At 75.7% G+C, this 25,398-nt stretch carries 10 protein-coding genes; 3 read left to right on the top strand and 7 right to left on the bottom strand.

Annotated features, from left to right (window positions below; translation table 11 throughout):
- Nucleotides 1-169: 169 nt before the first annotated feature.
- From ACIQNG_RS21900 to ACIQNG_RS21910, 3 genes are all read left to right on the top strand, one after another.
- Nucleotides 170-9,148, top strand: coding sequence for a type I polyketide synthase (locus ACIQNG_RS21900; protein ID WP_401487075.1), 8,979 nt, complete (start codon nt 170-172; stop codon nt 9,146-9,148).
- Between the two features lie 78 nt (nt 9,149-9,226).
- Nucleotides 9,227-13,279 carry a type I polyketide synthase gene (locus tag ACIQNG_RS21905; protein ID WP_401487077.1) on the top strand — a complete coding sequence of 1,351 codons (4,053 nt, stop codon included), beginning with the start codon at nt 9,227-9,229 and terminating at the stop codon, nt 13,277-13,279.
- Nucleotides 13,276-14,424, top strand: coding sequence for an LLM class flavin-dependent oxidoreductase (locus tag ACIQNG_RS21910; protein ID WP_401487079.1), 1,149 nt, complete (start codon nt 13,276-13,278; stop codon nt 14,422-14,424). The genes ACIQNG_RS21905 and ACIQNG_RS21910 overlap by 4 nt, the downstream gene beginning before the upstream one ends.
- Nucleotides 14,425-14,503: 79 nt before the next feature.
- Here the strand turns inward: ACIQNG_RS21910 and ACIQNG_RS21915 are convergent, their stop codons facing one another.
- From ACIQNG_RS21915 to ACIQNG_RS21945, 7 genes are all read right to left on the bottom strand, one after another.
- Nucleotides 14,504-17,311, bottom strand: a complete 2,808-nt coding sequence (locus ACIQNG_RS21915; RefSeq protein ID WP_401487081.1) for an AAA family ATPase — start codon at nt 17,309-17,311, stop codon at nt 14,504-14,506.
- A gap of 101 nt (nt 17,312-17,412) precedes the next feature.
- On the bottom strand, nt 17,413-18,363 hold the full coding sequence (locus tag ACIQNG_RS21920) for a thioesterase II family protein (protein ID WP_401487083.1): 951 nt from the start codon (nt 18,361-18,363) through the stop codon (nt 17,413-17,415).
- Complete coding sequence (locus tag ACIQNG_RS21925; RefSeq protein ID WP_401487085.1) at nt 18,360-20,228, bottom strand: dipeptide ABC transporter ATP-binding protein; 1,869 nt, start codon at nt 20,226-20,228, stop codon at nt 18,360-18,362. The genes ACIQNG_RS21920 and ACIQNG_RS21925 overlap by 4 nt, the downstream gene beginning before the upstream one ends.
- A complete protein-coding gene (locus tag ACIQNG_RS21930; RefSeq protein WP_401487087.1) occupies nt 20,225-21,178 on the bottom strand; it encodes an ABC transporter permease in 954 nt (317 codons plus the stop codon). The genes ACIQNG_RS21925 and ACIQNG_RS21930 overlap by 4 nt, the downstream gene beginning before the upstream one ends.
- Nucleotides 21,179-21,180: 2 nt before the next feature.
- Nucleotides 21,181-22,122 carry an ABC transporter permease gene (locus ACIQNG_RS21935; protein WP_401487089.1) on the bottom strand — a complete coding sequence of 314 codons (942 nt, stop codon included), beginning with the start codon at nt 22,120-22,122 and terminating at the stop codon, nt 21,181-21,183.
- Nucleotides 22,119-23,801: an ABC transporter substrate-binding protein gene (locus tag ACIQNG_RS21940; RefSeq protein ID WP_401487091.1), complete on the bottom strand. Its 1,683-nt coding sequence runs from the start codon at nt 23,799-23,801 to the stop codon at nt 22,119-22,121. The genes ACIQNG_RS21935 and ACIQNG_RS21940 overlap by 4 nt, the downstream gene beginning before the upstream one ends.
- Before the next feature lie 103 nt (nt 23,802-23,904).
- Nucleotides 23,905-25,101: an acyl-CoA dehydrogenase family protein gene (locus tag ACIQNG_RS21945; RefSeq protein WP_401487093.1), complete on the bottom strand. Its 1,197-nt coding sequence runs from the start codon at nt 25,099-25,101 to the stop codon at nt 23,905-23,907.
- Nucleotides 25,102-25,398 lie beyond the last annotated feature (297 nt).

Genomic DNA, 25,398 nt, shown 5'->3' on the forward strand with positions numbered 1-25,398 from the left:
CCCACGGACCGACCCGCAGACCGGCCCACGGACCGGCTCACGGACGGAACGGACGTCGCCGGGGATGTCTCCGGGGCGCTCTCCGCCGCCACCGACGACGAACTCATGGACTTCATCGGCAAGGAACTCGGCATCTCCTGAGCCGGCAACGCGCACGAAGGGTGGATTCATGAACGACAGCCGCATGCGGCATCTCCTGGAACGGGTCACCGCCGAGTTGCACACGACCCGCAGGAAGCTGCGCGAGGCCGAGGAGAGCGACCGCGAACCCATCGCCGTCGTCGGCATGGGCTGCCACTTCCCCGGCGGCATCGACTCCCCGGAGGAGCTGTGGCGGCTGGTCGCCGACGGCGGTGAGGTGGTCGGCGCGTTCCCGGACGACCGGGGCTGGGACCTCACCGCGCTGTTCGCCGACGCCGACTCCCCTGCCCGTCCCGGCACCTCCACGACCCGGCGCGGGGCCTTCCTCACCGATCCCGGCGCCTTCGACGCGGACTTCTTCGGCATCTCGCCGCGCGAGGCGCTGGCCATCGACCCCCAGCAGCGGTTGCTGCTCGAAACGGCCTGGGAGACCTTCGAGCGCGCCGGTGTCCGGCCCGACACCCTGCGCGGCAGCGCCACCGGTGTGTTCGTCGGCACCAACGGCAACGACTACGCCCCGCCGCCCGGCAGCGTCCCCGAGGATCTGGAGGGCTACATCCTGCCCGGCAACGCGGCCAGCGTCGCCTCGGGGCGGATCTCCTACACCTTCGGTTTCGAGGGCCCCGCCGTCACCGTCGACACCGCCTGCTCGGCGTCGTCGGTGGCCGTGCATCTGGCCGTACGGTCCCTGCGCGGCGGCGAGTGCGATCTCGCCCTCGCGGGCGGGGTGACGGTGATGACCACCCCGTCGACCTTCGTGGAGTTCTCCCGGCAGCAGGGGCTGTCCCCGGACGGCCGCTGCAAGGCGTTCGCGGGGGCCGCCGACGGGACCGGCTGGTCCGAGGGGGTCGGGCTGCTGCTCGTCGAACGGCTCTCGGACGCCCGCCGCCTCGGTCATCGGGTGCTCGCCGTCATCCGGGGCACCGCGGCCAACCAGGACGGCGCCTCGCACGGGCTGACCGCCCCCAACGGCAGTGCGCAGCAGCGGGTCATCCGCCAGGCCCTGGCCGACGCCGGGCTGACCCCCGCCCAGGTCGACGCGGTCGAGGCGCACGGTACGGGCACCAGGCTCGGTGACCCGATCGAGGCGCAGGCGCTGCTGGCGACCTACGGTCAGGAGCGGGCGGAGGGGCGCCCGTTGTGGCTCGGCTCGGTGAAGTCGAACATCGCGCACACGCAGGCCGCCGCCGGCGTCGCCGGCATCATCAAGACGGTGCAGGCGCTGCGGCACGGGGAACTTCCCCGGACCCTGCATGTGGACGAGCCCTCCCCGCACGTCGACTGGGCGTCCGGCGCCGTCTCCCTGCTCACCGAGCACCGTCCCTGGCCGGAGACCGGTGAGCCGCGCCGGGCCGCGGTGTCGGCGTTCGGGATGAGCGGCACCAACACCCACATCGTGCTGGAACAGGCACCGGAGGAGGACGTCTCCGGCGGCGGGCGTCCAGCGGGCGCCGGGGACCCGTCCGAGGGCGTGCGTCCGTCCGGCGGCGAGGACGCTTCCGCGTCCGGTACGCGGGTCGTCCCTGCGGTGCTCCCCCTCGCCCTCTCCGCCCGAACCCCCGCCGCGCTCAGCGCCCAGGCCGCCGCCCTCGCCGACCGTCTCCGCTCCGCCGACGCCGACGCGGACGCGGACGCCGCCTCCGCCTCCGCCTCCGCCGCACCTGACGCCCTCCCCGCTGTCGCTCGGGAACTCGCCCGGGGGCGGGCCGCGTTGGAGGAGCGTGCGGTGGTCGTCGGCGGCGACCGGGAGACGCTGCTCGCCGGACTCGACGCACTCGCCGCGGGCGCGTCCGCACCCGGTGCCGTACGCGGGAGAGCCCTCGCCGACCCCCGTACCGTCTTCGTCTTCCCCGGGCAGGGCTCGCAGTGGCCCGGCATGGCCCGCGAACTGCTCGACTGCGCACCGGTGTTCGCCGAGGCGGTCGCCGAGTGCGCCCGCGCGCTGGAGCCGTTCACGGACTGGTCGCTGACGGACGTGCTGCGCGGCGCCGCCGGCGCTCCGGGGTACGAGCGGGTGGATGTCGTACAGCCCGCGCTGTGGGCGGTGATGGTCTCCCTCGCCCGGCTCTGGGAGTCCTACGGGGTCCGGCCGGACGCCGTGGTCGGGCACAGCCAGGGCGAGATCGCCGCCGCGTACGTCGCCGGGGCCTTGTCCCTGGAGGACGCGGCACGGGTGGTGGCGCTGCGCAGCCGGGCCATCGGGGCGCTGTCGGGCGGCGGCGGGATGGTGTCGCTGGCGCTGTCCCTGGAGCGGGCCCGGGAGGCGATCGCCCCTTGGGCGGACGAGGTCTCGGTGGCCACGGTCAACGGGCCGTCGGCCGTGGTGGTCGCGGGTGGGTCGGCCGCTCTCGACGCGCTCGTCGCCGTCTGCGAGCGCGACGGCGTCCGCGCCCGCCGGATAGCCGTCGACTACGCCTCGCACACGCCCCAGGTCGAGCGCGTCCGCGAGGAGTTGCTGACCGCGCTGGCGCCCGTCGCGCCCCAGGCGTCCCGGGTCCCGCTGCTCTCGACGGTCACCGGCGACTGGCTCGACACCACCGGCATGGACGCCGCCTACTGGTACACCAACCTCCGGCAGACCGTCCTGTTCGAACCGGCGATCCGCCGACTGGCCGCGGACGGCTACGACTTCTTCGTGGAGGCGAGCCCGCATCCGGTCCTGACCACCGCCGTCCAGGACACGGCCGAGGCCGCGAGGCCGGGAGCGGCAGCCGGATCGGGGTCGGGGTCGGTGTCTGGATCTGGATCAGAGTCAGAGTCAGGGTCGGGGTCGGGGTCGGGGTCGGACGGGGGCGCTGACCCGGGAACCGTGGCCGTCACCGGTTCGCTCCGCCGCGACGACGGGGGGACGGCGCGCTTCCTGACCTCCGTGGCGTACGCGCAGGTGCACGGGGTGGCGGTGGACTGGACCCCTGTCTTGGGAGCGGACCGGAGGGCCGGCGTCGCCGATCTGCCCACCTACCCGTTCCAGCGCCGCTCCTACTGGCTCACGGCGACCGCGAGACCGGCGGACGCCTCCGACCTGGGTCTGCGCCCGGCCGGACACCCCCTACTCGGTGCCTCCCTGCGCCTGGCGACGGCGGACGGCGTGCTGTTCACCGGCCGGCTCTCCCCCCGCGCCCAGCCCTGGCTCACCGACCACACCGTCCTCGACCGGATCGTCGTCCCCGGCACGGCGCTGCTGGAACTGGCGGTCCGCGCCGCCGACGAGACGGGCGCGGACACCGTGGACGAACTGGTCGTAGAGGCCCCGCTGGTGCTGCCCGCGACCGGTGCCGTCGACCTCCAGGTCGCGGTGGACCCGCCCGGCGACGACGGCCGCCGCGCGCTGACCCTGCACTCCCGGCCCCAGGAAGCCGCCGACGGCACCGACTGGACCCGGCACGCCTCCGGATCCCTGACCCGGACCACCGCACCGGGCCGCCCGGCCGCACCGTCGGGTGTCTGGCCGCCGCCGGACGCGCTTCCGCTTCCGCTGGACGGCCTGTACGACCGCCTGGCCGCCACCGGTGTCGTCCACGGGCCCCGCTTCCAGGGCGTACGGGCCGCCTGGCGGCGCGGCGCGGAGGTGTTCGCGGAGGTCACGCTCGGCGAGGCGGAACGGGCGGCGGCGGGCGGGTTCGGGCTGCATCCGGCGCTGCTGGACGCGGGCTTCCACGCCGCCGTGCTCACCGCGGAGGAGTCGGCGGACGGCCCCGCCCTGATGCCTTTCGCCTGGAAGGGCGTACGGCTGCACGCCTCCGGCGCGACGACCCTGCGCGTCCGGCTCGCCCCCGCCCCGGACGGTGGCCTCGCGCTGGACGCCCACGACCCGACCGGGGCCCCGGTCGTCACCGTGGACTCCTTGACGTACCGGCCGGTCTCCGCGGGTCGGCTCGCATCCGGGGCGGACCTGCCGCTGTACCGCCTGGAGTGGCGGCCCCTGCCGCTCACGGCTCCGGAAGACAGCACCCCGCCGGTCTTCCGCGACGGCAGCACGGCGTCGGCCGGCATCGCGGAGGCGGTCGGCGCGGGGCGCGCGGTGCCGGACACGGTCTGGTACGAGGTGCCTCCCGGTCCCGACGCGCCGACACCGACGCGGGCCGCGACCGAGGACGACGTACCGGCGTCCGTGGCGGACGACGTCCCGGCCCGGGTCCGGGCCACCCTCGACCGGGTGCTCGCGCTCGTGCAGGACTGGCTGGCGCGCCCCGGACTCGACGGCGTACGACTGGCCGTCCTGACCACCCGGGCCGTGTCCGTCGACGGTGAGGCGCCGGATCTCACGACCGCCGCCGTCTGGGGCCTGCTGCGTTCCGCCCAGTCCGAACACCCGGGACGGCTGCTGCTGGTCGACGGTGACGGCACGGACCGCGCCCGCGCCCTGCTCGGCGCGGCCGGGAGCACCGGGGAGGCCCAACTCGCCCTGCGGGGCGGCGACGCCTTCGTCCCACGGCTCACCCGGGCCGCCACCGCCGCGCCCCGGCCTTTCGCCGCGCCCGACGGAACGGTCCTGGTCACCGGCGGTCTCGGTCTCCTGGGCCGGCTGATCGCCCGTCGGCTGGTCACCGAGCACGGCGTACGGCATCTGCTGCTGACCGGAAGGCGGGGCCCGGGGACACCGGGCGCGCGGGAGTGCGCCGCCGAACTGACCGGCCTCGGCGCGGACGTCACCGTCGTGGCGGTCGACGCGGCCGACCGGGACGCCCTGCGGGCCGTGCTCGACGCGCTGCCGGCCGAGCGTCCGCTGACCGCCGTCGTCCACGCGGCCGGAACCCTGGACGACGGGGTGCTCGCCGCCCAGAGCGCCGAACGGCTGGACACCGTCCTGCGCCCCAAGGCGGACGCCGCCTGGGCCCTGCACCGCCTCACCCGCGACCACCCGACCCTCACCTCCTTCGTCGTGTTCTCCTCCGCCGCGGGCGTCCTGGGCGTGCCCGGCCAGGCGAACTACGCCGCCGCCAACGCCTTCCTCGACGCCCTGGTGGCGCACCGCCGCGCCCTCGGACTGCCCGCCACCTCCCTCGCCTGGGGACTGTGGGACGAGAGCAGCGAACTGACGGGCCATCTCGACCGGGCCGACCATCTGCGCAACGCCCGCCACGGCACCCGCCCGCTGAGCACCGCCGAGGGCCTCGCCCTCTTCGACGCGGCCCGTGCGACGGACGACCCGCTGCTGGTTCCGCTCGCCGTGCGCCACGGCGCCGACCCCGCGCAGCTCCCGCCGGTCCTGCGGGACGTCGTACGCACCCGGCGGCCCGCCGCGCGGACGGCGTCCGAGGAGTCCGGCACCTCCCTCGCCGCGCGGCTGCGCGCCCTGGCGGCGCCGGCCCGCGAGGAGCTGGTCACCGGGCTGGTGCGGGCCGAGGCGTCGACCGTCCTGGGCCGGGACGACCGTACGGCCATCGCCGCCGACCGGGCGTTCAAGGACCTCGGCTTCGACTCGCTGACCTCCGTCGAGCTGCGCAACCGGCTCGGTACGGCGACCGGTCTCCGGCTGTCGCCGACGCTGGTCTTCGACCACCCGACCCCCCGGGCCCTGGCGCGTTTCCTGCTCGGCCTGATCGTCGGTGACGGCGAACGGTCCGAACCGGCGCGGGCGCCCGTCCGCGCGCCCGCCGCCCCGGACGAGGTGAACGACCCCGTCGTCATCGTCGGCATGGGCTGCCGGCTGCCCGGCGGGGTCGCCTCGCCCGACGACCTGTGGGACCTCGTCGCCACCGGCACCGACGCGATCACCCCCTGGCCCGAGGACCGGGGCTGGGATCTCGACGCCCTCTACGACGCCGACCCCGATCGCCCCGGCCACACCTACACCCAGCACGGCGGATTCCTGCACCGGGCCGCCGACTTCGACGCGGAGTTCTTCGGGATCTCCCCGCGCGAGGCGCTCGCCATGGACCCGCAGCAACGGCTGCTCCTGGAGACCTCCTGGGAGACCTTCGAGCACGCGGGGATCGACCCCACCACCCTGCGCGGCAGCGGCACCGGCGTGTTCGTCGGGGTCATGTACAACGACTACGCCTCCCGGCTGCACGAACTGCCCCCGGAGCTGGAGGGCTACCTCCACAACGGCAGCGCGGCCAGCGTGGCGTCGGGGCGGCTGTCGTACACGTACGGCTTCGAGGGCCCCGCGGTGACCGTCGACACGGCCTGCTCGTCGTCCCTGGTGGCACTGCACCTGGCGGTACGGGCGCTGCGCGGCGGCGAGTGCGATCTCGCCCTCGCGGGCGGGGCGACGGTGATGGCCTCGCCCTCGGGGATGGTCGCCACCTCCCGGCATCGCGCCTTCGCCCCCGACGGCCGGGTCAAGGCGTACGCCGCCTCGGCCGACGGCACGAGCTGGGCGGAGGGGGTGGGGCTGCTGCTGGTCGAACGGCTCTCGGACGCGCGGCGCCTCGGTCACCCCGTGCTCGCCGTGGTCCGCGGGACGGCGGTCAACCAGGACGGCGCCTCCAACGGCCTCACCGCGCCCAGCGCGAGTGCCCAGCAGCGGGTCGTCCGGCAGGCGCTGGCCGACGCGGGCCTGTCCGCGCAGGACGTCGACGCGGTGGAGGGACACGGCACCGGCACCACGCTCGGCGACCCCATCGAGGCTCGGGCCCTGGTGACCGCCTACGGCCTCGGCAGGCCCGCGGACCGGCCGCTGTGGCTGGGCTCCCTCAAGTCGAACATCGGCCACACCCAGGCCGCCGCGGGAGCGGCCGGAGTCATCAAGATGGTGCAGGCCCTACGGCACGGGGTCCTGCCCAGGACGCTCCACGTCGACCAGCCGTCCCCGGATGTCGACTGGGCCTCGGGCGGAGTACGGCTGCTGACGGAGGAACAGCCCTGGCGGCCGAGCGCCGGACGGCCCCCGCGCGCCGGTGTCTCCTCGTTCGGCGTGAGCGGCACCAACGCACACGTCATCCTCGAACGACCCGAGGACACCACGGGAACCACCACCGCGAACACCACCGCGAACACCACTGCGAACACCACTGGGAACACCACCGGGAACACGCCCGCGGACCCGCCGCTGCCCTGGCTGCTGTCCGCCCGCACCCCGGCCGCGCTCGCGGCCCAGGCCGAACGGCTCCTCCCGCTGCTGCGCGACGCAGGGCCCGGTACCGATGACGGTTCCGGGACCGCTTCCGACATCGCGCACAGCCTGCTCGCCCACCGCCCGCTCTTCGAGCACCGCGCGGTCGTCGTGGCCGCCGGCCGCGAGGCCGCCGCCGGGGCACTGGCCGCGCTGGTACGTGGTGAGCCGGCCGGGAACCTGGTGCGCGGAGCCGCCGCCGAGGGCACCCGGACCGTCTTCCTCTTCCCCGGTCACGGCTCGCAGTGGGCCGGGATGGCCCAGGGGCTGCTGGACTCCGCCCCGGCCTTCGCCGAGCGCGTCGAGGAGTGCGCGCGGGCCCTCGGCCCCCTGGTCGACTGGTCGCTCCTCGATGTCCTGCGGGAGCGTCCGGGCGCCCCGACGCTCGACCGTGTCGAGGTGGCCCAGCCCGCCCTGTGGGCCGTGCTGGTGGCGCTCGCCGCCCAGTGGGAGGCGTACGGGGTGCGTCCGGACGCGGTGGTCGGACACAGTCAGGGCGAGGTCGCGGCGGCCTGTGTCGCCGGCATCCTCACCCTCAAGGACGCGGCGCGGATCGTCGTGGAACGCAGCAGGATCCTCGCCGGGCTGGCCGGCAAGGGCGGCATGGCCTCGCTGGCGCTGCCCCTGGAGGAGGTCGAGCGGCGCCTCGCGGCCTGGCCGGGGCGGCTGTCGGTGGCGACGGTCAACGGACCGTCCGCCGTGGTGGTCGCCGGTGACGACGCCGCCCTGGACGAACTCCTCGCCCGGTGCGCGGAGCGTGGCGAACGCGCCAGGCGGATCAGGGCGGCCACGGTCGCGGGCCACTCCCCCGTGATCGACGAGGCGAAGGCCGAACTCCTCGACCGGCTCGCCTTCGTCACCCCGCGCGAGGGCCGTGTCCCGCTGTACTCCACGGTCACGGGCGCGCTCGCCGGGCCGGGGGAGCTGGACGGCACGTACTGGTACCGCAACATCCGCCGGACCGTGCGCTTCGCGCCCGTCGTCCACGACCTGGTGGCGGCGGGTGGCCCCAGCGTGTTCGTGGAGGTCAGCCCCCATCCGGTGCTCACCGCCTCCGTGCAGGACACCGTGGACGCGGCGCACGCCGGGGAGGTGACCGTGACCGAGACCCTGCGCCGCGGCCACGGCGGATTGGACCGCTTCCTCGCCTCGGCCGCCGCGGTGCACGCCCGCGGTGTGCCGGTCGACTGGTCCCCGGCCTTCGCGCGGCTGCGCCCGCGCCGGGTGGAACTGCCGACGTACGCCTTTCAGCACCGGCGTTTCTGGCTGGACGCGGGGGCGCCGGTCGCCCGCGCGACGGTGGCCGAGGACACGACGGGGGCCGGGGACCCCGGCGGGGCGGACGGGACGGCGGGGACCTCGGCGGACCGGCTCGCCGCCCTCCCTCCGGCCGAGCGCGGCGAGGCGCTGGTGGAGCTGGTGCGCCGTCAGACCGCCGACGTGCTGGGCCATGACGACCTGGCGGACGTGGCCGCGGACCGGCCGTTCAAGGAGCTGGGGCTGGAGTCGCTGACCGCCGTCGACCTGCGCAACCGGCTCGCCGCCGCCCTGGGGCTACGGCTCCCGGCCACCCTGGTCTTCGACCGGCCCACGCCCGCCGCGGTCGCCGCGCATCTGCTGACCCTGCTGCCCCGGCCGACGGCCGCCCCGGGCGGACCGGGAACGGCCCGGGACGCCCTCGCCCTGCTGGAGGGGTTCAGCCCCGACGGCCCTCACGACCCGGACGTCCTCGAACTGGCCACGAGGCTGTACGCGTTGGCCGCCCGCTGGACCGACGGCCCGTCGCCCGACCGCCCGGCCGACGCCCGGCACGGGATCGGGATCAGGGACGGGGGCAGGGACGGGGACGGGGACGAGGTCGGGGGCAGGGTCGGGGACGGGGACGAGATCGACCTGGAGTCGGCGACGGACGACCAACTCTTCGAGCTGATGGACAGCGAGGCGTGATGCACCCCCGGAACCTCCAGAGCAGGCGACATGTCCCGGACACGTCGGACAGACGGCGACGGGTGGAAGGGGCCGACCGTGGCCGATGAGGAGAAGCTGCGGCGCTATCTCAAGCGCGCGCTCGGCGAGAGCCGGGAGGCGCGGCGCCGCCTGGAGCAGGTGGAGTCGGCACGCCGGGAGCCGATCGCCGTCGTCGCCATGGGCTGCCGGCTGCCCGGCGGGATCGCCTCGCCGGACGGCCTGTGGGACCTGGTCGCGGCGGGCGGCGACGCCATCGGCCCCTGGCCCGACGACCGGGGCTGGGATCTCGACGCCCTCTACGACGCCGACCCCGACCGGCCCGGCACCAGCTACGCCCGGCACGGCGGATTCCTGTACGAAGCGGCCGACTTCGACGCGGAGTTCTTCGGGATCTCCCCGCGCGAGGCGCTCGCCATGGACCCGCAGCAACGGCTGCTCCTGGAGACCTCCTGGGAGACCTTCGAACACGCCGGGATCGACCCCACCACCCTGCGCGGCAGCGGCACCGGCGTCTACGTCGGACTGGCCGGGCAGGACTACCAGTCGCGCCTCGACTCGATCCCCGCCGACCTGGAGGGCCACCTCGGCATCGGCAACCTCGCCAGTGTGGCGTCGGGGCGGCTGTCGTACACGTACGGCTTCGAGGGCCCCGCGGTGACCGTCGACACGGCCTGCTCGTCGTCCCTGGTGGCACTGCACCTGGCGGTACGGGCGCTGCGCGGCGGCGAGTGCGATCTCGCCCTCGCGGGCGGGGCGACGGTGATGTCGACCCCCGCCGGGTTCGTGGCCTTCTCCCGGCAGCGCGGGCTGTCGCCGGACGGCCGGTGCCGCGCCTTCGCCGCCTCGGCCGACGGCACCGGCTGGGCGGAGGGCGTGGGGCTGCTGCTGGTCGAACGGCTCTCGGACGCCCGGCGCCTCGGCCACCCCGTGCTCGCCGTGGTGCGCGGCACCGCGGTCAACCAGGACGGCGCCTCCAACGGCCTCACCGCCCCCAACGGGCCCGCGCAGCAGCGGGTGGTGCGCCGCGCGCTCGCCGACGCGGGCCTGTCCCCCCGGGACATCGACGCGGTGGAGGGACACGGCACCGGCACCACCCTCGGCGATCCCATCGAGATCCAGGCGCTCCAGGCCGTCTACGGCGAGGGGCGCCCCGCCGGGCGTCCGCTGTGGCTGGGCTCCCTCAAGTCCAACATCGGCCACACGGCGGCGGCGGCCGGCGCGGCGGGCGTGATCAAGACCGTCCAGGCCCTGCGTCACGGCACCCTGCCCGCGTCCCTGCACGTGGACGCGCCCACCCCGCATGTCGACTGGGCCGACGGCGGGGTGCGTCTGCTCACCGAGCCGCGTCCCTGGCCGGACGCCGACCGTCCCCGCCGGTCCGGGGTCTCCGCGTTCGGGGTGAGCGGCACCAACGCCCACGTGATCCTGGAGGAGGCGCCGCGGGACGGCGCCCCGAGGGAAGCGGCACCCCGCGCCGGGACGCCCGGGCCCGTCACGCTCGCCTGGCCCGTGTCCGCCCGCTCCCCCGGCGCCCTCCGCGAGCAGGCGGCCAGGCTCGCCGGACTGCTGCGGGACCGGCCGGACCTGGCGGCCGAGGACGTGGCCTGGTCGCTGGCGGCCCGGCGCGCCACCCACCGGTATCGGGCGGTGGTCGTCGCGGCCGACCGGGAAGAGGCTCGGGGCGCGCTGCGCGCGCTGGGCGAGAGTCCCGTGTCGAGCGGTGCGTCCGGCGGCCGTACGGCCTTCCTGTTCACCGGACAGGGCAGCCAACGCGCGGGTATGGGACGGGAGTTGTACGAGCGGTTCCCGGCCTACGCCCGGGCCTTCGACGAGGTGGCCGCCGCGCTCGACCGGCATCGCGCGTCACAGGGGACCCCTTCGGTGCGGGAGGCGGTCCTGTCCGACGGGCCCGGGGAGCTGCTCCGGCGCACGGAGTACGCCCAGCCCGCCCTGTTCGCCGTGGAGGTCGCTCTGCTGCGGCTCCTGGAGAGCTGGGGGGTGCGGCCCGACGTGGTCGCCGGGCACTCGATCGGCGCGCTGGCCGCCGCCCACGCGGCCGGGGTCCTCGAACTGGACGGCGCCGCGCGGCTGGTGACCGAGCGCGGACGGCTGATGCAGGCGCTGCCGGAGGGCGGGGCGATGGTGGCCGTGGAGGCGACCGAGGAGGAGGCGGTCGCCGCACTGGCGGGGCTGGTCGACTCGGTCGCCGTCGCCGCCGTCAACGGCCCCCGCTCGCTGGTCCTGTCCGGCGACGAGGAGCCCGTCCTCGCCGTCGCGGACCGCTTCCGGGCCCGGGGCCGCAAGACCTCCCGGCTCCGGGTGAGCCACGCCTTCCACTCACCGCGCATGGACGGCATGCTGGACGACTTCCACCGCGCGGCCAAGGAGATCCCGTACCGGACGCCAGCCCTCCCCCTGGTCTCCGACCTGACCGGCGCCCTCGTGGGCGAGGACGAGCCGCTCTTGGCCGACCACTGGGCGCGGCACGCGCGCAGCCCCGTCCGGTTCCTGGACGTCGTGGGAGCGTTGCGTGCTCTCGGGGTGACCCGGTTCGTGGAGGTGGGCCCCGACGCGGTCCTCACCGCCCTGGTCGGCGACGCGCCGGCCGACTCCGTACCGGCCGGCGAGGCCCCTGCCCTGCTCGCTCCGCTGCTGCGCGCGGGCCGTCCCGAGGCGGCGACGCTGCTCACGGCGCTGGGCCGGCTGCACGCGGACGGGCTGCCGGTGGACTGGCCGGCCACCTTCGAGGGGCTCGCCCCGCGCCCGGTCGCTCTCCCGACGTACGCCTTCCAGCGGCGCCGTCACTGGCTCGACGCCACCGTGACCCGTGCCTCGGCCGAGTCGTGGTCGGGGCCCGGCCCCGTGGTCGCCGACCCCGACCCCGGCCCCGACCGGGCCGCCCGGCTCGCCCGGCTCGCCCCGGCCGCCCGTGACGCGGCTCTGCTGGACCTCGTACGGACGCACGCGGCGGGTGTGCTCGGGTATCCGACGGCCGACGGGGTCGAGGCGCGGCGGCCGTTCGTGGAGGCCGGGCTGGACTCGCTGTCGGCCGTGGAACTGCGCGCCCGGCTCGCCGCCACGACCGGGCTGCCGCTCGGCGGGGCGCTCACCATCCGCTTCCCGACCCCGGTGGAACTCGCCGCCCACCTGGGCGAACTGCTGCGGGGGCGACCGGGGGACGATCCGCCGCCCGGGGCGGCCGAGGGGCCGCTGACGGAGCTGTATCTGCGGCTGTGCCGGGCCGGGGAGATCCCGGCCGCCACGGAGGTCGTCGTGGCCGCCGCACGGCTGCGGGCGACCTTCACCGCGGCCGGCGGCGCGGTGCACGCCGTCCCCCCGGTCGTCCTGGCCCGGGGGGACGCCCCGACGGCTCTGGTCTGCTTCCCGGCGCTCACCGCGCTGTCGGGGCCGCACGAGTACGCCCGGCTCGGGCAGGCCCTCGACGGCCGGCGGGACGTCCTCGCCGTACCGGCGCCCGGGTACGCCCCGGACAGCGCGCTGCCGGACACGGCCGACACCTTCGTCGCGTTGCAGGCGGACGCGGTGCAACGGCTGGTCGGGGAGCGGCCGTTCGCCCTGCTCGGCCGCTCCCTCGGCGGCTGTGTCGCCCACGCCGTGACCGCCGAGCTGGAACGCCGGGGGACACCGCCGACGGGGCTGGCGATGGTCGACACCTACCCCATGGACACGGCGTCCCTGCCGGGCATGGAGTGGTGGATGCCCGCGATGATCAACGGCATGGTCGCTCGCTTCGACGGGTTCGGGCTGGGCCTCGACGACAACGGGCTGACCACGATGGGCGGTTACCTGCGTGCCTTCGGCCCCTGGCAGCCGCGCCCGGTCGCCACCGCGACCCTGCTGCTGCGGGCCACGGACCCGCTGCCCGGCACCCCCGACCCCGGACCCGGCGGGGACACCCGCGCCTTCTGGCGGCTGCCGCACACCACGGCGGACATCCCCGGCGACCACTTCTCCGTCCTGGAGGAACACTCGCCGACCACGGCGGAGGCCGTGGCGCGGTGGCTCAGCGCCATCGAGCGGCCCATCGACCAGTCCACCGACCGGCTCACCGACCGACCCCGCACACCGGAGGAGAACACCCCGTCATGACCCCACCGCGCCCGCTGCATCTCGCCGTCGCCCTGGACACCGTCGGCTGGCACCCCGCCTCCGGCGTCGACGGCGACCCCCACGGACTCGCCCACTGGACCCGTCTCGTCCAGGAGGCCGAGCGCGGGCTGCTGGACTTCGTGACCCTGGAGGACCCGCCGAAGCGCCCCACCGGCCCCCTGGTCGGGCACCGGCTGGACGCGCTGCTGGTGGCCGCCGCCCTCGCCGCCCGCACCGAGCGCATCGGGCTCGTGCCGACCGGCGTCGTCGACCACGCCCAGCCGACCCACCTCGCGCGGGCCGTCGCCACCCTGGACCGGCTCACCGGGGGCAGGGCCGGCTGGCGCACCCAGGTCACCCCGGCCCGGCCGATCGTGCTCGCCGACCTGTTCACCCCGGAGGTGCAGCGGCCGATGGCGGAACTCTTCGAGCGGGCCGCCGATCTGGTGCGGGTGGTGCGCGCCCTGTGGGACGGCGTGACCGACGAGAAGGAGCTACGGGCCCTGGCGCCCGGCCGGTTCGCCCCGGCCGACCCGGATCCGCACGGCAGCTTCACCGCGATCGAGCCGCCCGGCGGGAGGGCCGGGGACTGGCTCACCGTGGACGCCCCCGCGCTGGCGCCGCCCGCCCCGCAGGGTCACCCGGTGGTCTTCACCCTGGCCCACATCAGCCTGCCGTACCGGTACGGGGCCCGCTCCGCGGACGTGGTGTCCGTGACCCCGCACAGCGCCGAGGAGGCACGGGCGACGGTCGAGGAGATCCGGGCCGCGCAGAGTGCCGCCGGGCGGGCCGAGCAGACCGTGCACGTCTTCGCGGACCTCGTGGTCTTCCTCGACTCCGCCCCGGGCCGCGCCGCCGCACGCAAGGCGCGTCTGGACGAGGCCCACGGCAGCGCGTACACCTCCGACGCCGAGGTGTTCGTGGGCACCCCCGCCGATCTCGCCGACCTGCTCCTGGCCTGGCAGCGGTCCGGCATCTCCGGGTTCCGGCTCCGCCCCGCCGCCCTGCCCCACGACCTGAGCGCCGTCACCCGCCTGCTGGTGCCCGAACTCCAGCGACGCGGCGCCTTCCGCACCGCCTACGAGGCCGACACCCTGCGGGGGTTGCTGGGCCTGCCGGTACGGGCGGTGCCGGACCCGCTCTGAGCCCCGCCCCTCCCCGGCCTCCCCTCCCCGGCCTCCCCGTCCCGGTGGCCACGTCCCGGTGGCCACGTCCCGGTGTCCGCTACGGCCGTCCTCCCCCGACCCGTTCCGACTCCGGGCCCAGGAGGGTCGGGGGCAGGTCCGCGCGGCCCTTCACCCCCAGCTTGCGGTAGGTGTGCGTCAGGTGCTGTTCCACCGTGCTGACCGTGATGAACAGTTTCTCGGCGATCTCCCGGTTCGACAGACCGGCGACCGCGAGCGACGCCACCTGGGCCTCGGAGCTGCTGAGTGCCCCGCCCCGGCCGCCGGTGCCGCGCTCCGGGCGGGCGGGGGGCGGGGCGTCGGCGGTGAGCCGGCGGGACAGCGGGGCCAGGCCCTGCGCGTCGGCGATGTCGAGGGCCTGGCGGGCGACCATGCGGGCCCTGCCGTGCTGGCCCGCCCGGGTGTGCACCTCGCTCAGGTCGGCCAGGACCCGGGCCAGTTCCAGTCGGTCACCGGCGGTCTCCAGCAGGTCGGCGGACTCCCTCAGCAGGGTCGCGCGGCGCCGGGAGTCGGCCACGGACGCGGCCGTGTGCAGGGCCAGGCCCCGGGTGCGGGGCTGGGTCGGCGGCACCAGCGCGAGCTGCTCGACGGCCAGCCGCCTGGCCTCCTCGGTCCGGCCGAGCCCCAGCAGCGCCGTCACCGCGTCGCCGCGCCACGGCACGAACGACGGGAGGTCGATGTCCCACTCCCGCATCAGCCGCCCGCACCGCAGCAGATCGTCCAGCGCCCCCTGGAGCAGGTTCACCGACAGCCGCCACCGTCCCCGGGCGTGCAGATACTGCACCCCGTACCGGGTCTGGAAGAGTTGCTCGGGGAGGGACGCCACGGGGGGCCCGCCGGTCTCCGCGCGGCCGGTGGCGGCGGCGGCCAGCTCCAGCGTCGCCAGCGGCGACCCGATGAGGGCGCCCCAGCCGCGCACCGACAGCAGCCCCAGCACCTGCCGCGCGCAGCGCTCCGCGAGCCGTACGTCGCCCTGGCGCATCGCCGCCTCGGCCCGCAGCGCCGTGAACAGCGCCTGCCAGGTGGGCACATCACGCCGGACGGCCTCCCGCAGCAGCCGGTCGCACCAGGGCGCCGCGAGGTCGGACCGGTCGGCGTAGACCAGTACCGACAGCGCCTGGTGGACGGTGTCGAAGGTGCCGTCGTCCAAGAGGGTGGTCTGAAGGGCCAGTTCCGCGCTGCGCACGGTGTCCGGGCCGGGTCCGGAGCGCAGCAGCCGGTTCAGTACGCCGGACATGCGTGGCGCCGCTCCGTCCGTGCCGCGCGCCGGTGGCCGGCGGGACGGCCGGGGCCGGGTGGTGGGCCGGGGCAGCAGGGCCGGGTGCGAGGCGGACAGTCCCTGTCGTACGGCCTGGTACTCGGCGCTCTGCCGGGCGTCGAGCCCGTCCGCGGAGCGCTCCAGGCGGCGTAGCGCGAGGGCGATCTCGTCGCTGCCGCCGGTCCACAGCAGCCGGCCCAGCAGGGTCACGATCTGGCAGCCCGACAGCCGGCCCTCGCGCAGCGCGGCGATCAGCGGGCGCAGCCGTCGGCAGGCGGTGTCGGGGTCGGTGCGGAAGTCGACCAGGCTGCGCAGCACGGTCACCGCCACCCGTCGGTCCTCGTCGGACGCGGCGGCCTCGGCCACGTCCAGGCAGCCTTCCGCGAAGGAGGTGTCGTCCCGGCGCAGGGCCTCCTGCGCGGCCTCCAGCGCCACCTGGTAGGCCCAGGGCTCCGCGCTGTGGCGGGCCGCCACCAGGTGGACGGCGACGGTCGGGGCCGGTTCTCCCGAGGTGTGCAGCAGCCGGGCCGCGTCGCGGTGCAGGAGGGCCCGTTCGGGGGCGGGCATCCCGGCCAGTACGGCGGCCCGGGCGGCGGGGTGGCGGAACCGGCCCGCGTCCAGGACGCCGAAGCCGTCCATCGCCGCCAGGGTCTCGTGGACCAGGAGCCGTGACCGGCCGGTCAGTTCGGCGAGCCGGGCGGACGATCCCGAGGCGTCCAGCACGGCCAGGGCGCGGGCGGTGTCCCGGTAGCGCTCCCCGGCCCGTCGGACACAGGCGTCCGCCGCGCGCCCGTACTCCTCGCCCGCGAACGGCTCGACGGGGCCGGGCCGTCCCGGCGACGGGCGCCCGGCCGCCCGGTCGTGGTGGTCCTCGGCGAGCGCCCTCAGCAGCAGCGGGTTGCCGCCGCTGAGCCGGTGCCAGGACGCGGTGTCCGCTCCCGGGCCGACGAGTTCCCCGACCAGTTCCCCGGTCCCCTCGGGGGACAGCGGCCGGACCCGGAGCCGGGTGACGTGCCGCTGCCGCACCAGCGAGGTCCGCCAGGACAGTTCCGTGGTGCTCGCCCCGTACGCGGTGTCCCGCTCGGCCACCACGAGCAGGACCCGCGTGGAGCGCAGCAGCCGCCCCACGTAGGTGAGGGTGTCCAGGGAGGCGGTGTCGGCGAAGTGGACATCGTCCACGATCACCGTCACGGGCATCCGCTCCGACAGCCGCCACAGCAACTGCCAGTGCACCTGGCTGACCCGTGCGGGCGTCGGCCGGTGAGTGAGCAGGTCGGCGTCGCAGGCCGCGAGGGCCGTGCCGGGCTCGTCGGGGCGCAGCGCCCGTTCCTGCTCGGCGGCGGTGAACTGCCGGTGCCGGAAGATCTGCCCCATCACACCGAGTTCGACGTCCCGTTCGGAACAGCGGGCCGTGGCGTGCAGGACGAGGGCCCCGGCCGCCGCCGCGTGTTCGCCCAGCACATGGAGGAGTTCCGTCTTCCCGACGGCGACCGGCCCGCTCAGCACGGCCACGCCGCCGCTGCCCGCGAGACAGCCGGCCAGCAGCTCTCGCAGTCGCCTCACCTGGCTCTCGCGTTCCACCAAGACCACAGCAGACTCCCCGTCCGACATCGCGCGATGGCGTCGTACATGGTGCGGGGGTCGGCGCTGACCTCCGCGTCGGGCTAGGCACTGGGCGACGGGCCGGACCCTCAGCCGTTCTCCGGCCGGTCGGGGCCGGGGTCGCCTTGTGGCAGACGGGAGCGGATCACCCCGGCGATCCGCTCCATCTGGCCGGTGAGGAAGAAGTGGCCGCCGGGCAGCGGCAGCACTTCTGTCGGGCCGTCGGTGTGCCGCTCCCAGGCGTGCGCCTCCCGGGGCGTCACCTTCGTGTCCTCGGTGCCGAACAGGACGGTGACGGGGGCCGTGATCCGCGGTCCGGGGCGGTGGCGGTAGCGTTCGACGGCCCGGTAGTCGCCGCGCAGGGTCGGCAGCACCATGGCGAGGATCTCGGGATCGGCGAGCAGTTCCGGCGGGGTGCCGCCCTGCCGCACGATCTCGGCGGTCAGCTCCTGGTCGTCGGCCAGGTGGAGCGCTTCGCCCTCCCGTTCGGTGGAGGGCGCCCGGCGCCCCGACGCGAAGAGCGCGAGGGGGCCCGTGCCGGTGGTGGCGGTCAGCCGCCTGGCGGTCTCGTAGGCCACCACCGCGCCCATGCTGTGTCCGAGGAACGCGGCCGGGGCGCGGGTCCAGGAGGGCTCCAGCACGTCGGCGATCGCGTCGGCGAGCGGTTCGATCTCGGTGAACTGCGGCTCGTCCCGGCGCTCCAGCCGTCCCGGGTACTGCACGGCCAGCACCTCCACCCGCGGGCGCAGGAGCGGGGCCAGGGGGCGGTAGAACCCGGCGGAGCCGCCGGCGTGCGGGAAGCAGACGAGGCGGACGGGCGGCGCGGTCGCCCCGGGACGGCCGGTCGCGTCGCGTGTCGCGTCGGGGGCGGTCGCGTCGTGGGTGGTCGCGTTGTGGGCGGTCGCGTTGTGGGCGGTCGCGTCGTGGGTGGTCGTTCCGCGGGCGGTCGTTCCGCGGCCGGACGTCAGGAGGGGGCCGGTCGCTTCGGGGGCGGGTCCGAAGCGCCGGATCCAGCGGTCGGTGTCGAGATACGTCGTCATGCCCGCGATTCTTGTCCTTCCGGGGTCCGTTCGGGCCGGGGCAGCGAGATCAGGAGCTCCCGGGTGTACGGATGCGAGGGGTTCGTGAAGACCTGTCCGACCGGCCCGGACTCCACCAGCCGCCCGTCCTTCATCACCACGACCCGGTCGCTGACATGGTGGACGACACCGAGGTCGTGGGAGATGAACAGCAGCGCCAGATCCAGCTCGCGCCGCAACTGCGCCAGCAGGTCCAGCACCTGGGCCTGGATGGAGACGTCCAGCGCCGAGACCGGCTCGTCGCACACGAGGAGCCGGGGCCGGGTGGCCAGCGCCCGGGCGATCGCCACCCGCTGGCGCTGCCCGCCGGACAGTTCCAGCGGGCGCCGCGCCCCGAGCCGGGCGGGCAGCCCGACCTGGCCGAGGAGTTCGGCGACCCGCGCCGAGCGGGGCCGTCCCCGTGCCACCCCGGCGCGTGCCACGGCCTCCGTGAGGATCCGCCGTACGTCGTGCCGGGGGTCGAACGACCCGAGCGGATCCTGGTGCACGACCTGGAGCCGGGGGCGGCGCTCCCGGCGCTGCCGCTCCCGCAGCCCGCTCCACGGCCCGCCCTCGAAGCGTACGGAGCCCGCGTCGGGCTCCTCCAGCCCGAGCACCATGCGGGCCGTGGTCGTCTTCCCCGACCCCGACTCCCCGACCAGTCCGAGGGTCTCCCCCGCCCCGATCCGGAACGACACGTCCTCCACGGCCGTGTGGAGGGTCCCGCCGGAGCGGAACCGCTTGGACACCTCCCGCACCTCCAGCAGCGGCCCACCCTCCCGGACCGGGGCGGACAGGTCCGCGGGCGGCGCCTTCCGGAGCGGTGAGGGCAGTCCGGCGAACACCGGGTCCGCGGCGCGCGGGGGCGCGGGGGCGAGCGCCGTGTCCGGGTGCCAGCACAGGGTCTGGTGGCCTTCCGGGGCCGTCGGTGGTGCGGGCAGTTCGGTGCGGCAGCGGGTGTCGGCCGCGGGGCAGCGGGCGGCGTACGGGCAGCCGTCGGGGCCGGCGGCTGCCCGGCCCTCCGGGGCGGGGGCGGAGAGGCGGGTGCCCTTGGAGGCGAAGGTGGGCACGGCGGCGAGCAGGGCCCTGGTGTAGGGGTGGCGGGGATCCTTGAGGACGTCCTGGGCGGGCCCCTGTTCCACGATCCGGCCGCCGTACATCACCGCGACCCGGTCGGCGAGCCGCGCCACCACGGCCAGGTCGTGGCTGATGAGCAGCAGGGCGGTGTCCTCGCGGACCAGCCGCGCCAGCAGGTCCAGGATCTGGGCCTGCACGGTGACGTCCAGGGCTGTCGTCGGCTCGTCGGCGACCAGCAGTTCCGGGGTGCCGGACAGCGCGGACGCGATGAGCGCCCGCTGCCTGAGCCCGCCCGACAGTTGATGCGGGTGCTCGGCGGCCCGGCGCCGCGGGTCGGGGATCCCGGCGTCGGACAGCAGGGCCAGCGTCCGCTCCCGCGCCTCGGCGCCACGCGCCAGCCCGTGGGTGCCCAGCGTCTCGCGGATCTCGGCGCCGACGGTGCGCAGCGGGTCGAGCGAGACCAGCGCGTCCTGGAGCACCAGGCCGATCCGACGGCCCCGTACCGTCCGCCACTCGCGCTCGGACAGGGCGGTGAGATCGACCCCGTCGAACTCCAGGCGCCGCGCCCGTACCCCGGCCCGTGCCCCGGTCAGCCCGAGCAGGGTGCGGGCCGTGACGCTCTTGCCCGACCCGGACTCGCCGACGACGGCGAGGCATTCGCCCCGGCGCAGGGTGAACGACACGTCCCGCACCGCGCGGACCGGCTCGACGCGCCCGAAGGTCACGTCCAGGCCCTCCACGCTCAGCAACGGCGCTTCGGTGACACTCATCGCGCGGACCTCCGGGTGAAGCGCTGCTGGACATGGCGGCCGACGACGTTCACGGCGATGACGGTCACCGTGACGGCCGCCCCGGGGAACACCCCGATCCACCACGCGGTCTGGAGGAAGTCACGTCCGGCGGACAGCAGCGCCCCCCACTCGGGCGAGGGCGCCGGCGGACCCAGTCCGAGGAAGCTCAGCCCGGACGCCGAGATCAGCGCCGTACCGAACCCGACGGCGGCCAGGGTCAGCAGCGGCGCGAGCGCGTTGGGCAGCACATGCCGCAGGACGATCGTGCGCCGTCGCAGCCCGAGCGCCACCGCCGACTCCACATATCCGGAACGCCGCACCACCATGGCCTCCGCCCGTACGAGACGGGCGTACCCGGGGACGAACGCGATCCCGATCGCGGCCATCACGTTCGCCGTGCCCGCGCCGAGCACGGCGACGATCAGCAGGGCCAGCAGCAGTGCGGGCAGGGCCAGCAGCACATCGGCCAGCCGCATCAGCGCCCGGTCGGCGATCCGCCCGCCGAGCGCCGCGGTCAGCCCGAACGCCGCGCCCAGGACGACCGAGATCACGGTGGAGCCGAAGCCCAGCAGCAGCGAGGGGCGGGCCCCGTACAGGATCCGGGTGTACAGGTCGCGGCCCAACTGGTCGGTGCCGAGCCAGTGTCCGGCGCCGGGGCCGCGCAGCGCGGACGGCGGGTCGGTCGCGGTCGGCGAGCCGCTGGTGAACAGGCCCGGCGCCAGCGCCACCAGCACCACGAGGAGCAGCAGCCCGCCCGCGACGAGGACCGTCACCGGCGGCCCGCCCCGGCGGCGCCGCGCCGGGGCGGACGCGGCGGGGACGGCGGACGCGGCGGGCGCCGGGCCGGATTCGGGGCCGGATTCGGGGCCGGGTTCGGGGCCGGGTTCGGGTTCGGGGCCGGGGAGGAGAGTGCCGGCGGTACTGACCATGTTCAGGCGCTCCTGAGCCGTGGGTCGATGACGGGGTACAGCAGGTCCACGACGGTGGAGATCACGACGAAGACGAGGGCCGACAGCAGCACCACGCCGATCACCACCGGCATGTCCTTGGCGGTCACCGCCTGGAGCACCAGCGAGCCGATGCCGGGCCGCCCGAACACCGTCTCCACCAGCACCGCCCCGCCGATCAGCGATCCGGTCAGCCAGCCCGTGAGGGTGAGCAGCGGTACGGCCGCGTGCCGCAGCGCGTGCCGTGCCCGTACCGCCCACTGGCCGGCGCCCCGGGAGCGGGCGGTGAGCACGAACGGCTGGCCCAGCGCCGCCTCCAGTCCCTCCCGGAGCACCTGGGCCATCACCCCGGTCAGCGGAAGGGCCAGGGTCACGGCGGGCAGCACCAGCGCGGCGAGTCCGTCGGCCCCGGCCACCGGGAACACGGGAAGCCGGAAGGAGAAGACGGTCAGCAGCACGATGCCGACCCAGTAGGCCGGGGTGGAGGCGGCGATCAGCTCCGCCACCGAGGCCACCGCCCGCAGCGCGGGCCGCCGTCCGGCCGTCGCCAGCGCGGAGAGCACCGCGAGGACGACGGCCAGCACCAGCGCGGCCAGCGCCAGTTGCACGGTCGGCATCAGCTGGTCCCCGATCAGCGCCCACACCGGCCGCTGGAGCTGGTACGACTCCCCGAGGTCGCCGCGGACCAGCCGGCCCAGATAGCGCGCGTACTGCTCGGCGACGGGCAGATCGAAGCCGTACTCCCGCCGGATCTGCGCCCGTACCGCCGGGGAGCCCGCGTTGGAGGGGCCGAGCAGGACGGACACCGGGTCCCCGGGGACGAGCCGCAGGGCCAGGAAGGCCAGGGTCGCGGCGCCCGCCATGACGGCGACCGCCGAGCCGAGCCGGGCGAGCACCGCCCGGGCGATCCCGGCGGCCCGCGTCACTTGGTGTCCAGCCAGGTGTCGTAGTACGTGAGCCAGTTGCTCGGGCTGAACGTCAGGCCCTTGACGGTGTCGGCCGTGCCGACGAGGGAGACCTGGGTGTACAGCGGCACCACCAGCGCCTGGTCGACGGCCCGCCGCTGCACCTTGGGATAGACGTCGGCGTGGACCTTCTCGTCCAGGGTGGCCCGGCCCTCGGCGGTCCAGGTGTCGAGGTCGGCGTCCTTGACGAAGGTGGCGTTGATGCCGCCCTCGGCGGGCGCGCTGCCGGAGTTGAGGAACAGCCACAGCACGTCCGGGCTGAACCGGGGCCAGCTCAGGTCGACGACATGCGCCTTCCCGCCGTACACCTGGGTGTTGTAGGTACCGAGGTCCAGGCTGGGCCGTTTCACCTCGACGCCGATCTTCTTCAGGTCGGCCTGGATCGCCTGTCCGAGGACGTCACGTCCCTCGCGGGTGGCCTGGATCGACAGTTGGGGCCACTGCACGGTGAGCCGCTTGCCGTTCTTGGTGCGGTAGCCGTCCGCGTCCCGTCCGGTCCAGCCCGCCTCGTCCAGCAGCCGCCCGGACAGCTTCGGGTCGTGGGGCCAGGTCCCTTCCAGTGTCTTGTCGTAGAACGGGGTGGTGGGGCTGATCGGGCTCCAGGCGCGCGGGTACTGACCGAAGGTGACGGTCTTGACGTCCTGGTCGATGTCGATGCCGCGCTGGACCGCCTCGCGCACCCGCTGGTCGTCGAAGGGGGCGAGTGAGCCGTTGAGCCACAGGTTGTAGTTGCCGCCCGGGTTCTGCCGGGAGATCAGGTCGAGTGCGGGGTTCGCCTCGACCGCCTTCACGTTCTGCGGCGGTACGGCCTTCGCCACCTGTACCTGTCCGCTGGTCAGCGCGCCCGAGCGCACGGAGGCGGTGGGCAGGAAGCGGAACTCCAGCTTGTCCAGGTGGGCGGGGCCGGTGTGGGCGGCCGTGGCGGGCGCCCAGTCGTAGTCCGGGTTGCGGGTCAGCACCGCCGACTGGCCCTTGGTGTAGCGGCTGAACAGGAACGGCCCGCTGCCCACGTTGACGGGGCCGCCCGCCGCGAGCTTGCCGGCGTCGTCCTTGAGGGTCTTGGGCGAGTAGAAGCCCAGGTAGGGCGTACCGGCGGCCTGGAGGAAGGGGGCGAAGGGCGCGGAGAAGGTGACCTTCGCGGTGTCCGCGTCGACGACCTCGGTACCGGCGTAGGGGCCGAGCAGGCTCACCGCGTACAGCGACTTGGTGGGGTCGGCGACGATGTGGTCGAAGTTGGCCTTCACCGCGGCGGCGTCGAAGCGGGTGCCGTCGGTGAAGGTCACGTCGGTGCGCAGGTCGAAGGTGTACGTCGTGTAGTCGTCCGACACCTTCCACCCGGTGGCCAGCCAGGGGTGGAACTTCCCGGCGGCGTCCTGCGCCACCAGGGAGTCGACCACCTGCCGCTGGATCTCGGCGGTGATGTCCTGGGTGCTGGCGTGCACGTCCCAGGAGACGGGTTCGGTGTCGACGGCGGTGGTGAGGGTGCCGCCCTGGACCGGGGTGTCCGATCCGGAGCCGCCGGTGTCGCCGCCGGAGGAGCAGGCGGTGAGCAGGAGCGCCGCGCTCACCGCCGCCGCGAACGGCCGGGCGAGTCGGGACAGGGAGGGCGGGAGGTGACGGGAGCGGGTGCGCGGGGGCATGGCGGTTTTCCCGGGGTGAGTGAGACGGGGAGGGGGTGGGGTCGGCCGCAGGGTGGGAGCGGGCGCGGGCGCGGGAGCGGGGTCGGCCGGGGGCCGGGCGGGATCAGGCATCGGGTGCCTGGGCCGTGAGCGCCGCGGCGCCGATGAGCGGCAGCGCGGCGTCCTCGCCGGGTGCGTGGACGCCGGCCGACTGGATGTCGCGGAAGTGCCGCTCCAGCGGGTTCTCCCGGGCCAGCCCGGGGTTGCCGAGCAGTCGTAGCCCCGTCTCGACGGCGGTGGTGACATGGCGTACGACGACGACCTTCGAGGCCAGCGCGTCGAGGCCGCGGACGGGTTCGCCGCGGTCCACCCGGCCGGCCACGCCGAAGATCAGCTGTTCGGCGCTGGTGAGCAGGGTCTCGATCTCGCCCGCGCCGCGCTCGAAGCGGCCGGTGGTGGCCAGGGGGCGGCCCAGCGCGGACGGAGTGCGCTCATGGGCGAAGGTGTGCACGGCGCTCTGCGCGGCCCGCGCCACTCCGAGGTAGAGGGCGGACGACAGCAGCAGGGTCACGCTGCCGGGCAGGGTGCCCGGGGCGGGTCCGGCGCCGGGCGGGGCGAGTTCGTGGACGTGGTCGGCGGGTATCTCGACGTCGGTGAAGACCACCTCGTGGCTGCCGGTGGCGCGCATGCCCAGCGGGTTCCAGGTGGGCACGGTCTCGATGCCGGGTGCGGCGGCGGGGACGATGAAGGTGCCGACGCGTGGTTGCGGCTCGTCGGTCGCCGCCCAGACGAGGAAGTAGCTGAGGCCCTCGGCGCCGGTGACATACCGTTTGCGCCCGCTGAGCGACCAGCCGTTCCCGGTGCGCCGGGCGGTGGTCGCGGGCAGGGGTCCCCTGGTGGAGGAGCCCATGTCCGGTTCGGCCCGGGCGTGGTTGAGCAGCGTCGGCCGCCGCGCGGACTCCGCCAGCACCCGCAGGTACAGCTCCTCGGGCCAGGGACTGCGGGTCTGGAGCAGGTGCGGGACGATGGTCATCCCCGCGATCAGCGCGACCGACGGGTCCCCGCGGCCCAGAGCCAGCAGGATCCGGGTGATGTCGGTGAACGACCCGCCGGGACCGCCGTACCGGGGATCCACTCCGGCGGTCAACAGCCCCGCCTCATGGACCAGTTGGAGGGATGCACGGGGGAAGGCGCCGGTGCGGTCGTGGTCCGCGGCCCGTGCAGCGAGCGCCGCGCTCACCTCGTCGAGCCGGCCGAGGTCGAAGGCGGGCAGCCGGTCCCCCACGGCTGCGGTGGGCGCGGTGGCCGTGGCGGGAGTCATGACGCCCTCGCGGGGGCGGGGCGGGCCGGTGCAGGGGCCAGGGGCATGGGCGTGTCCTTGATGTCGGGTGACGCTCCGGCCACCCGGGGTGGGCGGAGCGAGGGACGACGACACGGCCCACCGGAGGCGCGCGGCCGGTGACCTGGGCAGGGCCCGGCCGGGCGCGACCGTGGGGAGCGGCGGGAAGACCGTGTCGGAGAGCGCGGGCGTCGGCCCGCGGTCCGGCCTGGGCGCCCGGGTTCACCGGGGACCGGTGCGGGAGCGGGCGCGGCGGAGCGGGGGGATCAGCGACAGCTG

It is taken from the genome of Streptomyces sp. NPDC091377, assembly GCF_044757045.1.
Lineage (GTDB): Bacteria > Actinomycetota > Actinomycetes > Streptomycetales > Streptomycetaceae > Streptomyces.